This is a genomic window from Roseibium sp. R5 (genome assembly GCF_055755305.1).
Genome location: NZ_CM146910.1, coordinates 4,615,569 through 4,629,148, shown reverse-complemented (window position 1 = coordinate 4,629,148; position 13,580 = coordinate 4,615,569). Strand labels below are relative to the sequence as shown.

The 13,580-nt window shown below is 57.6% G+C and carries 16 protein-coding genes; 9 read left to right on the top strand and 7 right to left on the bottom strand.

All coding sequences use genetic code 11. The features are described 5' to 3' along the window. The first annotated feature begins 17 nt into the window (after positions 1 to 17). Positions 18 to 326 carry an EthD family reductase gene (locus tag AC0J4F_RS21560; protein ID WP_473024646.1) on the top strand — a complete coding sequence of 103 codons (309 nt, stop codon included), beginning with the start codon at positions 18 to 20 and terminating at the stop codon, positions 324 to 326. A 7-nt stretch (positions 327 to 333) separates the two neighbouring features. On the opposite strand, the gene AC0J4F_RS21555 is transcribed toward AC0J4F_RS21560, so the two are convergent. Further along, positions 334 to 1,290 (bottom strand): 2-hydroxyacid dehydrogenase, encoded by a 957-nt coding sequence (locus AC0J4F_RS21555; protein WP_473024645.1) that lies wholly within the window; start codon positions 1,288 to 1,290, stop codon positions 334 to 336. 225 nt (positions 1,291 to 1,515) lie between these two features. On the opposite strand from AC0J4F_RS21555, the gene AC0J4F_RS21550 reads away from it, so the two are divergent. Next, entirely contained in the window at positions 1,516 to 2,709 is a 1,194-nt protein-coding gene (locus AC0J4F_RS21550; protein ID WP_473024644.1) for a sirohydrochlorin chelatase, read from the top strand. A gap of 426 nt (positions 2,710 to 3,135) precedes the next feature. Next, positions 3,136 to 4,788, top strand: a complete 1,653-nt coding sequence (gene ettA / locus AC0J4F_RS21545; protein WP_133951076.1) for an energy-dependent translational throttle protein EttA — start codon at positions 3,136 to 3,138, stop codon at positions 4,786 to 4,788. Positions 4,789 to 4,876: 88 nt separating this feature from the next. Here ettA and AC0J4F_RS21540 read toward each other — a convergent pair whose 3' ends face one another. Then, complete coding sequence (locus tag AC0J4F_RS21540) at positions 4,877 to 5,443, bottom strand: hypothetical protein (protein WP_473024643.1); 567 nt, start codon at positions 5,441 to 5,443, stop codon at positions 4,877 to 4,879. 130 nt (positions 5,444 to 5,573) lie between these two features. On the opposite strand from AC0J4F_RS21540, the gene AC0J4F_RS21535 reads away from it, so the two are divergent. The 4 genes from AC0J4F_RS21535 to AC0J4F_RS21520 all read left to right on the top strand — a co-directional run bounded on the left by AC0J4F_RS21535 (position 5,574) and on the right by AC0J4F_RS21520 (position 8,820). Then, positions 5,574 to 6,224, top strand: a complete 651-nt coding sequence (locus AC0J4F_RS21535; protein WP_473024642.1) for a DUF6338 family protein — start codon at positions 5,574 to 5,576, stop codon at positions 6,222 to 6,224. A gap of 3 nt (positions 6,225 to 6,227) precedes the next feature. Then, positions 6,228 to 6,443 (top strand): hypothetical protein, encoded by a 216-nt coding sequence (locus tag AC0J4F_RS21530; protein WP_133951070.1) that lies wholly within the window; start codon positions 6,228 to 6,230, stop codon positions 6,441 to 6,443. A gap of 224 nt (positions 6,444 to 6,667) precedes the next feature. After that, positions 6,668 to 7,471 (top strand): hypothetical protein, encoded by an 804-nt coding sequence (locus AC0J4F_RS21525; protein WP_473024641.1) that lies wholly within the window; start codon positions 6,668 to 6,670, stop codon positions 7,469 to 7,471. A 152-nt stretch (positions 7,472 to 7,623) separates the two neighbouring features. Next, positions 7,624 to 8,820, top strand: coding sequence for an extracellular catalytic domain type 2 short-chain-length polyhydroxyalkanoate depolymerase (locus AC0J4F_RS21520; RefSeq protein WP_473024640.1), 1,197 nt, complete (start codon positions 7,624 to 7,626; stop codon positions 8,818 to 8,820). A 28-nt stretch (positions 8,821 to 8,848) separates the two neighbouring features. On the opposite strand, the gene AC0J4F_RS21515 is transcribed toward AC0J4F_RS21520, so the two are convergent. The 4 genes from AC0J4F_RS21515 to AC0J4F_RS21500 form a co-directional block, all read right to left on the bottom strand. Further along, positions 8,849 to 9,208: a hypothetical protein gene (locus AC0J4F_RS21515; RefSeq protein ID WP_473024639.1), complete on the bottom strand. Its 360-nt coding sequence runs from the start codon at positions 9,206 to 9,208 to the stop codon at positions 8,849 to 8,851. A 102-nt stretch (positions 9,209 to 9,310) separates the two neighbouring features. Continuing rightward, positions 9,311 to 9,493 carry a hypothetical protein gene (locus AC0J4F_RS21510; RefSeq protein ID WP_473024638.1) on the bottom strand — a complete coding sequence of 61 codons (183 nt, stop codon included), beginning with the start codon at positions 9,491 to 9,493 and terminating at the stop codon, positions 9,311 to 9,313. A gap of 296 nt (positions 9,494 to 9,789) precedes the next feature. After that, positions 9,790 to 10,584, bottom strand: a complete 795-nt coding sequence (locus tag AC0J4F_RS21505) for a substrate-binding periplasmic protein (protein ID WP_473024637.1) — start codon at positions 10,582 to 10,584, stop codon at positions 9,790 to 9,792. A 224-nt stretch (positions 10,585 to 10,808) separates the two neighbouring features. Further along, entirely contained in the window at positions 10,809 to 11,498 is a 690-nt protein-coding gene (locus tag AC0J4F_RS21500; RefSeq protein ID WP_473026457.1) for a substrate-binding periplasmic protein, read from the bottom strand. Positions 11,499 to 11,814: 316 nt separating this feature from the next. Here AC0J4F_RS21500 and AC0J4F_RS21495 point away from each other — a divergent pair, with 316 nt between their 5' ends. Continuing rightward, positions 11,815 to 12,432 (top strand): MOSC domain-containing protein, encoded by a 618-nt coding sequence (locus tag AC0J4F_RS21495; RefSeq protein ID WP_473024636.1) that lies wholly within the window; start codon positions 11,815 to 11,817, stop codon positions 12,430 to 12,432. 77 nt (positions 12,433 to 12,509) lie between these two features. Further along, a complete protein-coding gene (locus AC0J4F_RS21490) occupies positions 12,510 to 12,884 on the top strand; it encodes a RidA family protein (RefSeq protein WP_133951237.1) in 375 nt (124 codons plus the stop codon). A gap of 6 nt (positions 12,885 to 12,890) precedes the next feature. On the opposite strand, the gene AC0J4F_RS21485 is transcribed toward AC0J4F_RS21490, so the two are convergent. Beyond that, positions 12,891 to 13,580, bottom strand: coding sequence for a substrate-binding periplasmic protein (locus tag AC0J4F_RS21485; protein ID WP_473024635.1), 690 nt, complete (start codon positions 13,578 to 13,580; stop codon positions 12,891 to 12,893).

Here is a 13,580-nt window from a genome sequence, read left to right as displayed (position 1 = left end):
CGGCCAGGGAGGTTTTTATGGCATTTTCACTGCAGGTTCTTTATCCGGTCCGCCCGGATACGACCTTTGATTTCGGGTATTACGCGGAAAAGCACATGACGCTTGTGGCCGAGCATATGGGGCCGCATGCCAGCCAGGTTCAGGCCACAAAAGGCATGGCTGGCGGACCGGATGCACCGCCAGAGTTCTATGCGGTCGCGACCATGGTATTCGAGACCAAAGGCCAACTGGAAGCTGCCCTCGCAGCGGCAGGGCCGGTAACGGCGGACATCCCGAACTACACGAACACCCGGCCGCAATTGCTGATCGGTGAAGTGATCGGCTGATTACCGACTACTTGCCCATTTCCGGAACCGGTGTGATGGCCGCACCGGTTTCGAACCAGCTTTTAATATTGTCGGCAACCAGCATCGCCATTGCATTGCGGGTGGCCTGACTGGCCGAGCCCACATGCGGCAACACGGTGACTTTCGGCAGCGCCAGCAAGGCTTCCGGCACGTTCGGCTCGTCTTCAAACACATCAAGCCCGGCGCCGTAAATCGTGCCGTCTTCCAGCGCTTTTATCAGGGCCGCCTCGTCAATCACCGACCCGCGGCCGACATTGATCACGACCCCGTCCGAACCAAGGGCGTTCAGCACTTCGGCATTGACCGCGTGATGGGTCGAAGGGCCACCCGGCGCGACCACCATCAGCGTGTCGCAGGCCTCTGCAAGGCCTGTCAGAGTCGCGTGATACGGATAAGCGACACCGTCCTGTTTTCTGCGCCCGTGATAATGGACGTCCAGACCGAAGACTTCGGCCCGTTTTGCGATCGCCTTGCCGATCCGCCCGAGCCCGAAGATACCGAGCGTGCGGCCGCGCAAGGTCGCTGCGGTGGTCGGATACGGCTTTTTCGCCGCCCAATGTCCGTCGCGCACCCACTGTTCGGCCTGGCCGAGTTCGCGGATCGCCATGATCATCAGGCCGATGGCGGTATCCGCGACCTCTTCATTCAAGACATCCGGTGTGTGCGTGACCATGACCTTGGCCGCAAGGCACGCAGGCACATCGATGTGATCATAGCCAACGCCAAAGCCTGCAACGATTTCAAGGTTGGGCAGATGCTCCAAAAGCTGCTGATTGAACGGCCCGAAGCCAAGCGCAACGCCGCGCACTTTCGGACCGACCTTGGCCAGAACCTTCTCCCGGTCCTCCGCTTCATGGAGCTTGTGCACGGTAAAGCGCTTTTGAAGCTCTTCTTCTGCGATCGGCAGCAGGCGGTAAGGCATCAGGATGTCGGGCTTGGTCATGATGGAATCCGGAGTAGGGCAGGGGCATTGAGCGGTTCTTGTTAGAAGAATTCTTCTGCGCCGTCGAGGCCGGTTTAGGCCGGACGCCGCCCCTTGGTCTTCGTTTTTTGACTGGAAAACTTCGGCATTTCGACACAGCTTTGGGCAAATTGCCGCCAAACCATTTTCTGCATTCACCCGGCCGGGTTTAGGCGCTATCTACAGCGCAACAAGGAGAGGCCGCATATGTCAAAGACGGGCATCATGATTTGCGGGCACGGCAGCCGCGCCAAAATTGCCGAAGAAGAATTCGCACTCCTCGCCAAGGGCTTGCGGGACCGGTATCCGGAAATGCCGGTGGAGTACGGCTTTCTGGAATACTCCGCGCCGAACATTCATATGGGCCTTGATTCCCTGCGCGATCAGGGCGTCACGCATATCCTGGCAGTGCCGGGCATGCTGTTTGCCGCGACCCACGCCAAGAACGACATCCCGTCGGTGCTCACCACCTATCAGGAAAAGAACCCGGGCCTCACCGTCAGCTATGGCCGGGAACTCGGTCTGCATCCGCAGATGATCGCGGCCTTCGAAGCGCGGATCCTTGAAGCGCTGGGCCTCAATCATGTCCATGATGGCGATCTCTACGACACCATGCTGGTGGTTGTCGGACGCGGCACCTCCGACACGCTGGCCAATGCGGAAGCGGCCCGTCTGACCCGGATCGTCACTGAAAACCTGGGCTTTGGCTGGTCGGAGACCGTCTATTCCGGTGTCACCTTCCCGTCAGTCGGCCGCGGGCTCGAGATGGCCCTGAAGCTCGGCTACAAGAAGATCGTGGTTGCGCCGTATTTCCTGTTCTCAGGCCGCCTGATCGACCGGATCTACAACTATTTGGACAAGGTCGCGGAAACCGAGCCGGACGTCACCTTCTACAAGGCGCATTACCTAGCCGATCAGGCGCATGTGATCGACACCTTCGTGGAACGGATCACGGAAGCCGCCGAAGGCTCCCTCGTTGAGACCACCGACCTGATGGCGTCCTTCAAGGATCGTCTTGCGCGCGGCGAGGTCGAGGTCCATCACCACCACGCCGAATACAGAGATCCAATGGATGACGAGGCCGGTGCCAGCGATCACGATCATGCGCATGACCATAGCCATGATCACGGGCATCACCACCACGGTCACAGTCACGGCCATGCCCATCACCACCATCATGGACATGATCACGGGCATGGCCACAGCCACGGTGTCTACAAGCACATTGCCCACCCGAACGGCCCGCGCACCATGATCGATCAGGGCGTGTGCTGCTGCTTCATGGGCCAGTTCCCGCAAGAGGTGATCGACGAGGAACGCGAGCTGCGCAAAAGCCTCGGCATCGCGCCGACCGTCCCCGAAAAACTCCCCGCCTGCGCCCCAAAGCGCAAAACCGCCTAGAAGCGGGGCACCGGTCGCGGCTCGGCAACCTATGTCCCGGCAGCCCTGCAATGTCCCTCGGCAGTCATCCCCGCGTCCTGCGGGGATCCACTCATTTCCAGAGCCGGTATTGTTTGGCCGAAGGGGCCGCCAGTCCGACCGCCATAATCCCGGCCTTGAGCCGGGATCCAAGCTGTTTCGTTTTTGCCGGATCAGCCGTGCTTTTGCGGCAAGGTCACGGCATGGATTGCCGTCCGACCAAGCATGGCGCAGGCGTCTCACGCCCGGCAATGACGGATTCCTATAAGAGCAAGCGGAAAACTGCGCGACGACGGGCATCACATTGCCAGCATCTCCCCCATTGCCCCAGTGCGCCCTTTCGCGTAAAAGGGCGCCAGATTTTAGAAAAGAATCCCGACATTCCAACCTGCGGAGACGACGAGCCCCATGGCGCGCCAGTTCATCTATCACATGCACGGGCTGTCCAAGTCCTACACCGGGGGCAAGAAGGTCCTCGACAACGTTCACCTTTCTTTCTACCCGGACGCCAAGATTGGTATTCTGGGCCCGAACGGTGCTGGTAAATCGACGCTCTTGAAGATTATGGCCGGCCTGGACAAGGACTTCCAGGGGGAAGCCTGGGCGGCCGAGGGCGCCAAGGTGGGGTACCTGCCGCAGGAACCGCAGCTGGACGAGACGAAGACGGTTATGGAAAACGTCATGGAAGGCGTTGCCCACAAGCAGGCCAAGCTCGACCGCTACAACGAGCTGATGATGAACTACTCGGACGAGACGGCCGAGGAAGGTGCTCAGCTTCAGGATGAGATCGACGCGCAGGATCTGTGGAACCTGGAAAGCCAGGTAGAAATGGCCATGGAAGCGTTGCGGTGCCCGCCCGGCGACAGCCCGGTCAACAACCTGTCCGGCGGGGAACGCCGCCGTGTGGCGCTTTGCAAATTGCTGCTCTCCGAGCCGGATCTTCTGCTGCTTGATGAGCCGACCAACCACCTGGACGCGGAAACAGTGCATTGGCTGGAACGCCACCTGCGCGAATTCAAGGGCTCCGTGCTGATCATCACCCACGACCGCTACTTCCTGGACAACGTCACCGGCTGGATCCTGGAGCTCGACCGCGGTCAGGGCATCCCGTACGAAGGCAACTACTCCGTTTATCTGGAGAAGAAATCCAAGCGGATGGAGCAGGAAGGCCGCGAAGACATGGCGCGCAACCGTGCCATCGCCCGCGAACGCGAATGGATGGGCATGAGCCCGAAAGGCCGCCAGACCAAGTCGAAAGCGCGTATCAAGGCGTTTGATGACCTGTTGTCTGCTCAAGAGCAGCGCCAGCCGTCCATCGAACAGATCCTGATCCCGGTTGGCGAGCGCCTCGGCGCGAATGTCATCGAGGTCAAAGGCGTCTCCAAGGGTTTTGAAGACCGCCTCTTGATCGATGATTTGTCCTTCAAACTGCCGCGCGGCGGCATTGTTGGTGTCATCGGTCCGAACGGTGCGGGTAAATCAACGCTCTTCAAGATGCTGACGGGGCAGGAAAAGCCGGACAGTGGCGAAGTGATCACAGGTGACAGCGTCCGGCTTGGGTATGTCGACCAGTCGCGGGACGCGCTCAACCCGGACAACAACGTTTGGGAAGAGATCTCCGGTGGCGCGGAAGTCATCTATCTGGATGACAAGGAAATCAACTCCCGCGCCTACTGCTCGTCCTTCAACTTCAAGGGCCCGGCTCAGCAGGCAAAGGTGGGCGATCTCTCCGGTGGTCAGCGCAACCGCGTGCATCTGGCGAAGGTCCTGAAACAGGGCGCCAACGTTCTCCTGCTCGATGAGCCGACCAACGATCTCGACACCGAGACCCTGGCAGCTCTTGAAGACGCGCTGGAAAACTACGCCGGCTGCGCCGTCGTGATCTCGCACGACCGGATGTTCCTCGACCGTCTGGCAACGCACATGCTCGCCTTTGAAGGCGACAGCCATGTGGAGTGGTTTGAAGGCAACTTCGAAGACTACGAAAAAGACAAGGTCCGCCGCCTTGGCGCCCACGCCGCTGACCCGCGCCGCATCAAGTACAAGCCGCTGACACGTTAAGTAGGCGCGGTAATTATAAAGCTTGTAGAGCTTGTTGAAGAAGGCGGGGCTTTGCTCCGCCTTTTTTGTTGCTGGGTCAAGGGCTTTTTTACTCCCATTCACACTCCGGTGGCCCCATGTCTGCGCGCCATTTTTTTACCGGCACTGACCGGAAATTGGTGCGGATTGGCTGGCCGTCCTTGAAGCCCTTGCCGGTCAGAAGATTGACGTCGCACTCTCCGGTCAAGACATCGCCATTCGGGTCAACAGCCAGCGTGTCATAGAAGGAGTAGGTGTAGCCGCCGACCACAAACCGGCCGTCGCGGTGAACAATGGTGAGCCTCTGCTGCCACCGGTGGCGGCCAATGGCAATGTTTTCGGATTGGAGCCGGAGCGCTCCATTTTCCGCCGTGGATAAGGACGCGTCAGTGCCCCCAATACCGGTCACTGCAATCCCGGGGGCATACGCTTCAAGAGTGAAATCCCAGCCATCCCGGCTGAAGAGATACAGATCTGCATCTTCTTCTCCCGTCACCAGCACAGCCTTGTAGTAGTTGCTGTCTTGATACCCGCTGACCGCGGACAGGACGCTCGCAACGCTCACTTTTGGCTCGTCTGCAGAAGCCCCAAAGGTGAGAAGAAACGTCGAAAGGATGATCGCTGATAGCTTGGCCATGATGTCTCTCCGATTGAGGCTGCACAAGTCTAATCCACAAAACTCAAAAGCGAAGCGTCGATTTACAGTGTCCAAAAATCCTTAAAATTGTTAATGTCGTTTCAAATCTCCCCTGGGTTGCGGGGTCGGCATGATTGACAGTTTCGAGGCGTTTTCCGTTCTGCTCCTGATCCTTCCGGGCATTCTGGGCTTTTTCGTCTACAATCAGGTGTCGGATTTCAAGGTGAAGGACACATTGCCGTCGGTGTCCTGGGTGATCTTCTTTTTGCTGGCAACGCAGATCACATCCATCGGGTTGTTCGGCCAGAGCTTCTTTCCCGATCTGGCTTCCGAAACCAAGCCGGGCGCGCAGCAGAAGATTACGGCCTATCTCGGCGACATCTCGGCAACGCCCCTGGTCGTTGCAGCTGCTTACGGCATCCTGTTCGGATTCTTGAAAAACTACTCCGTCAGCCACCGCATTCTCAAAACCTTGAATTTCTCAAAGCGGATCAGCAGCCGCCAGCCGTGGAACGAAGTGTTTCACCAGCGGCGCGGCGTTTGGGTTGTGGTGCGCTTCAAGGACGGCACGGCGCTCTCCGGCTGGCCGCATTATTACGCCGATGACCAGGGCGGGGAGACACAGCAACTCTATTTGAAGCAAGCCGTCTGGTTTATGCCGGTGGGTGAAAGCAAGACCTTCGTCCCCTCAGCCGGCACGCAAGTTCAGCAAGTTCCGGCTGGCGAAGTTCTGTTGCCGGACATGTCGAATGTCGTCGCGATCGAGTTGGAGGAGGACTAAGCCATGGTGGATCGCAAGAAACCGAAGGATGATCAAAAGAGGGTCGTGAACGAGCCAATTCCGGGTGGTGTTTTACCTGGGCTCGGTGGCGGGCATGGGCCGTCGCATGACGATGTGGCGCCCTTGAGTGTGAGTCAGGGAGATGCACCGAAGGGACCCAGAAAAGTGCCCGGCGGCGGGACGCCCTATACGCCGCCATCCGGAACATCGACCGAATAAGGCGTGAGAATTCTCTCTGCTGAGGACCGGCCAAGACGTAAGTAAGGAGCACGCTCTCCTGTGTCTCCTGCTGTGGGGAGCCTTTGGCCGACCTTACGAAATCTTCATCGCAGCGCCGTCTTTTCGGTGCAATTGGCGCAAAGAGTGCTCTCCATCACATGTACGCCAAAGGACATTTGCCACTCTGCTGGCAGGAACCAAAGGTGTTTCGATAGGAGGGTTACATGAAATTTGCTTTGCCCGTATCTGCCATGCTGGCGGGAAGTCTCTTTTGCGGTTTTGCGTTTGCCCAATCCCAGACCGCAGCGCCTGTTCAAGGCGATCCGGCGCCGCCGCCAGCTTATGATTATGTCCAGCAGGCCGGCGCCATGACCTTTGACGGGTCAACGCTAACCCTGAACGATGCGAACACAGGTGTCCTGTTCTTTTCCGAACGCCCTTATCGTCTTGGCGGTCAGGTCAGCAACGCTGATTTTTCTGAATACTGGAACGCGGGCAACACGTTTGCCGACGTGCCACCGAATGCGGTGGTCAGCGTTTTGAGTGAGACCAGCACGGCACCGGCGCTTGTTGAACTGACATCGGCGAAGACCGAAGGCTCGAGCGTTGTCTATGACGTGAAGGTCCTGCGCGGTGATTTGCCGGAAAGTGCGACCGGTGTGGCGCTCTTTATCGACCACGGACCTCGGCCGCATCATCACGGCACGACAGCAACCGCCCACGGCGCTGCGCCGGGCAGCGTTGGTTTTGAGCCCTATGGCCCCTATTGCTATCACGCACCGCAAGATCCGCGCTGCCGGGCCTGGCATCACCCGGTTCACCCGTACCATCCGTATTATCCGCCTTACGGCCCGTACTATCATCCGGGCGCAGCTTATGCAGCGGGTGTTGCAACAGGGGCAGGGATCGCGAATGCCAACAAGCAGCCGACCTACTACTATTACCCGATCCCGACAGGCGCGTTGCCGCCGAACTGCTGGATCAACTCGCAGCACACGCAAATGGTGTGCACGGTTCCGATCCAGTAGTTGAAACAAAACAGTTGGTGCAGATCGCCCCGCGACAGATTCCGTGGGGCGATCTTCTTATGCGCTGCACAAATATATTGTGCGCTGCCGTTGCGTGAGGGCGCCCTTCCTGCTAGCGTTCAATTCCTGATTGAGCGTGTCAGGAGGATACAATGCGGAAGTCCGTCTGCCGGTCCAAATTCTCTGCACTGTCTTTGCCGATCGTTCTCGCCCTCGGGTCGGCGGCGTTTGTAACGCCGTTCATGAATTCGGTGGCAACTGCAGACCCACTTCCCAAACTGACCCTGGCTGTGCAGGATACGACAGTTTCAGGGCTGTCCAGCGGCGCGTTCATGAGTGTGCAGCTGCAAACGGCCTTTTCCAGCAACATCTCCGGTGCGGGCATTGTCGCCGGCGGGCCCTATGGCTGCGCCGTTGTCCAGTCCTGGTGGAATGCGTTTGTCTATTATCGCGCGTTGAAGGCGGTTGGCGTTTGCATGGACAATGCTCCGTCAGCACCCGACCCGGCCGAGGCCCTGGAGGTGATGCGCGACAATTCCGGGAAAATTGATCCGATTGCCGGAATTGCAGATGACCGCATTTATCTGTTTCACGGCGACGCTGACGAGACGGTACATGGCCCGACGATGGATGCCTTGAGACAGGTCTACGCGGATCTCAATGTGCCGGCAGAGAGCATTCGCTATGTCGATGACATCAATGCAGGCCACGGGTTTCTGACAGCGGCCGATGCCGAAAACACCTGTCCGGCCGACCCTGACGCTGCAAAGGCGGATCTGACCTGCGGTGTGGTGGCCTGTTCCACGACCGCGCCCGACTATTTGAACAGCTGCGACGCGCCCCAGGGATCAACGGAGAAGATCGAGCAGGCGCGGGATATTCTCAACTGGCTATACGGCCCGCTCGCTCCGGCAACGGCGCCTGTCGATGCCAATTTCAAGACATTCGATCAGTCGCTATATACCAACGGCGCGGCCGGAATGGGAAATACCGGATTTGCCTATATTCCAACGGCCTGTTCTGAGGGAGAAAGCTGCCGACTGCATATCGCGCTGCATGGCTGTGAGCAGACCAGCGGCCAGATCGGTGAGAAATACGCCCGGCTCACCCAGTTCAACCGCTGGGCCGAGAGCAACCGCATTGTTGTGCTTTATCCGCAGGCGGAGGTCATTCCGGGCAATTTTTTCAACGGCTACGGTCTTGCGGGCGGCAACCCAAAGGGATGCTGGGATTGGTGGGGCTACAGCAGTTCTGATTTCTTGACCAAGGACGCGCCCCAAATGGCGGCAATCGCAAAGATGGCGGAGGCACTTGGCGCGCCGATTGCCGAAACCTCACCGCTCAATTGACGAAGCGTCGGTTGGTCCGCGATTGCTGTCAGGCGATGTTGAGAAACCGGATGATGTCTTCCGAGCTTTGTGTGATGTCGTCCGAGATCTTCTTGATTTCGTCCGTCAATGCCCGGAATTCTGAGCCATGAGATCCGGCCCTCGTGGCTGAAATCTTTGCGTTCAGCGCGATCATGCGGGATATCTTTGAGGCGCGTTGGATGTCCTCAACCGCAGTGCGGACCCGGTCAATCTCAAGTGTACGTTGTTCATCGCGTGTGGCTGTGGCTGCCTGGAAATCCGCTTCGAGCGCCCCGACGATCTTTTGCAAGATCGCGAGGGTGTCGGTCAGGACAAAAGTGGAAAAGTCTTCAAGCTCCTTCTGCCGCCGTGTTTTGCCAGCTTCCAACGTAGCTATGGTGTGCCGGGTCTCACTGACAAACCGGTTGATGACCGCGTGCCCTTCAATTCCGTCACGGCCATTCAGTATCGCGGCAACCTCCGCGCAGTCTCAATGGGGCAAACCGAGGTCTTTGTCACCCTCGCACAGGATCTTAAAACCGGTATCAAAGTCATCGGCGGCGGCCTTCAGCATATCCAGGTGATGATCAGAGGTGGTGAGCCTGTCCGATGGGCCATCCGTTTGCCGTGCGTTCAAAACGACAGACAGGAAACCAACCCGCTGTGACAACATCCGTTAGCGTCCAGCAATGTTGATCAGTCGTGCGAAGGTGTTCTCGTTGAAATCCGCCTGTGCCATGAAGAATGCTCAGCTTTGTATACGTTGACAAAGCGTACCGTCCTGACTTGTGCAGCGCGAAGAGGAAATCTTGTGCAGGTTGCATAAATGTTGACTATCAGCCAAGGGTATCAATCCAATGGCGTTGTCAAAACCACTTATGTTCAAGGTCTTAAGGGCTAGGTTTCTGCGCCAGTCCGGTTTTGTGAAAAACCGGGCAGTCGAACAAGATCGGGAAAAGTACGGCGGTGCTATATTGTGCCGTCAGTCCAGTTCATGATGATCTTTTGGATCGTGCCATCGGCGGTCATCTGTTTCAGGACACGGTCCATGTCGGCAATGAAGGTATCGCCGTCCTCCGCGCTCCAATGCTGGCTGTAGCCGATATGGGCGGTTTCCGTTTGGACTTCCCGGATCGGTTTGATCTTGTCGAAGTTGTTGGACTGGATGGAGATTTCGACTGCCTCTTGCTGTTGCACATAACAATCCGCCCGACCGAGCTGCAGAAGGCGCAGATTGGCATCGGTCGTTTGTTCTTCAATCAACTGTATTTTTCCAGCTGACACCATTTCAAAAAAGGCACTGCCTGGGGTGGCAAATCCGGCATTGTTGCTGAAGAGCAGCCCTGCGTAGTCCTTGGGGTATTCCCAATGGTCTTGAGCAACGCCTTCCCGGCAATAAACATAAATCGTTTCTGTCGCCATGGGCGTTGAAAAATGGCGGATCCACGGCCTGCGGATTGGCTTGTGATAGGTGCCGACCAGCCCATTCACCTTGCCGCTTTGCACGAGGAATTTGGCCCGTGTCCAGGGCGCAGACGTCAGCTCGATCTTGTAAGCCGGCAGCCGTTTGTCCGCCTCTTTGATAATTTCCGCGTAGATCCCGGCGGGTCCGGTCTCTTCGGCCGTCATGAAGGGGGCATAGTCCGCGTCTTGAACGAGCGTGACCAGCCGCACGTCATCATCTGCATCAGCATACACTGTGCCTGCGCACAGCGTCGCGACAGCGATACAAATGGTCAGAAGGCTTTGTCGTACGGTTTTCATAGGTGTTGAATGACCTGTGGTGCGTACGCAGGTGTCATTCTGGAGGTTCTCACTGGCTTTTTGTTGTTTTGACGTTGCAAAATTGCCGAGCCTGTCCCGTATGTCGATCAGTGTGATTACGTAGCGATAGTTTTTATTTCAAGAAATTACGAAACATCGTAAGTGTCAATTATCCATAAACGCGACCGTCTAGATGTGATGACATTGCGGTGAGGCCGGTGGTTTCAACTTCCTATGAATTTCGCGATGATCCGGTCAATCGTGCCGTCAGCCTTCATAGCCATCAGCGTTTCATCCATGGCCTTGATAAAGGCATCTGCGTTCGGCCCGGTCCACTTGTCGGAATACCCGATATAGGCAGCTTCCAAGGAAGCCGTCCCTGCAATCTGAACATTCTTGATGTTCTTCTCCCGGATCAGGACTTCCGTGGCGATGCGCTCCACGACGTAGCAATCAATCCGCCCGAGCGCGAGTTTGTCCAGGTTCTGCTCAGTTGTTTGCGCTTCTTCCAACTTGATCACGCCCTGCTCGACGAGCTCAAAGAAGCGGTCTCCGGGCGCCTTGTAGCCGGCGACATTGCCGAACAGGAGGCCTTTGTAATCGTCCGGATAGATCCAGCCGGGCTGCGCAATCCCGGAACGGCAAAAGATGCTGACTTCTTCAAAAAAGATGGGCACGGACCAATGGCGGATCCACGGCCTGTCCGTCGGCTTGTAGTAGCTGCCAACAAGACCTTGCGCATACCCGTTTTCGACAAGAACCGTCGCGCGCGTCCAGGGAACCGCCTGAACCGAAAGGTTGCTCGCGTCCATCCGGCGTTGCGCTTCGAAAAGGATCTCGGCATAGAGCCCCGCTGGCATACCGTTTTCGACGGTCATGTAAGGCGCGTAGGCATTGTCCTGCAAAAAAAGCACCTGATCGGCGGCGAAAGCCGGCGGTAAAGCAGCCAACAAGAAGCCCAACCCGCACATGAGAGCGCGGAAGAGATTTCTGCCGGATCGGCGGCACTGCAAGACGAGCAACAACAGCGGTTCCTTTCAGTTCGTCCCAGAAAACCACGGCGGTCTTATTTGTTCGTTACTTTCGCAAGTAGATCAGAAAATTGTCCCTGCGCAAGGCTGACCACCGGCTTCCATCAATCATTTGCATGAACTCATCACAGGCTTTTGCTGGCGGTCAACGTTCCATTCCAGTACGTAGCTGGCAACACATGATCGAAGGACTGACACCATGGCCGACCGAGATACCTGCCTTGCCGATACACTGGACGTTACCCGCAAGTTCAAGATTGCCGGGCACGTGGAAGGCGTTTTCGGTACCCCGGTGACGGAAGACTTTCAGACCGAACCGGTCGAGCGTCTGGCCCTGACATTCGAGGGAGTGCCAGGGGATCGCCATGCCGGGTTCACCCGCAAATCCGGGGGGCGGGAGCCGTGGTACCCGCGCGGAACCGAAATGTGCAACGAACGGCAGATCTCCATCCTGTCTTTAGAAGAACTGGCAATCATCGCTGAGCGCATGGAAATTCCCGAACTCAAGTCCGAATGGATTGGCGGCAACATTACGCTCTCCGGCATTCCCAATCTCTCGCTGATCCCCCCGCGCACACGTCTTGAATTTGAGGGCGGTGTGGTGATCCGGGTCGATGGTGACAACGCCCCGTGCCGCTTTGCCGGATCGGCAATCGATCGCCAGTTCCCTGAGCGCAGCGGTCTTGATCTTCTGTTCCCGCAAAAGGCCCGAAGGCTGCGTGGCTTGGTCGGATTTGTCGAAAAGCCGGGTACGATTGCTGCGGGAGCGGCGGTAACCGCGCACATTCCGGAGCAGTGGATTTATCCAAAGGCTTGAGTCTTGGTTGGCAATCCGCTTGTCTTCTCATTCCAGCCAATAATCAGGGAAGCTCAGCCGTGCTGCCAATTCATCACATGATCGATCAAGGACCGCGCCCAGTTGCGCCGTTTTCGCATGCCGTGGAAGCCGACGGTTGGGTCTTTGTGACCGGTCAGATGCCAACCGATCCAGATGCCCCGGATGCGCCTTTGCCGGCTGGCATCGAGGCACAGACTGCCCGGGTGATGGACAATCTGAAGATCGTGTTGGAGGGGCTCGGACTGGGATTGGAAAATGTGACCTTCGCCCGGGTCTATCTGACCGAATTCGAACGCGATTATGCGCAGATGAACGAAACGTACCGCTCCTACTTCGAGGAGGGCAAGTTGCCGGGACGGACCTGCATCGGTGTAACCGCGCTTGCTGTCGGCGCGTTGGTGGAGATCGACCTGGTCGTGCGTCGTCCGTGAGTCTTGTCAGGAGTTGATGTCGCCGGAGGCCGCTTCAGCATCGCGGCAGTCCGGCACCGCCGCATCGAACTTGGTCAGGAAACCCGGGTTGAGTTGAAGAAAGTCATTCGAAAAATAGACCGAAAGCGGTTTGTCCTGCTGCACCTCTGAGCGGAATTCGCTCAAAACTCCGCGGGTGTCCAATATGCTCTCCATAACCAGGTTGTTGGCGAGCACAGCGTCCACACGGCCGGCCAGCAGCATTTCCAGAAGAGCATTCGTGTCTCTGGGCGGAAAATCCGTTGTGCGATACCCGTTCCGGCGGAGCCACGTTTGCATGTTCGCGCCGAGAAAGCTCGACGTCAGCATGGACAAGAGATTGGCTGGATCTTTCGGACTGAGGATTTGATCTTTGAGGAGATACCACGTCCATGTCTGCCGGGCGATGATCGCGCTGGCCGTTGCATAGGCATCGCGCCGAGCATTTTGGGACGCCGCGAAAAAGCCGTCCGCATATCCGTTTTGAACCTCCAGCTGCGCGCGTTTCCAAGGCAGCACGTGGATTTCAAACGCACGATCAATTGCATCGAGAGCGCAGGAAACGACACGAACCGCGATCCCGTCAAAGCTCCCATCGGGCTGAACTGATCCGTACGGGGGAAGGTCGTGCGTCGTTAAGATGACCGGTCCGGTTTCGGCTGCCGATGGCCGAGGCAT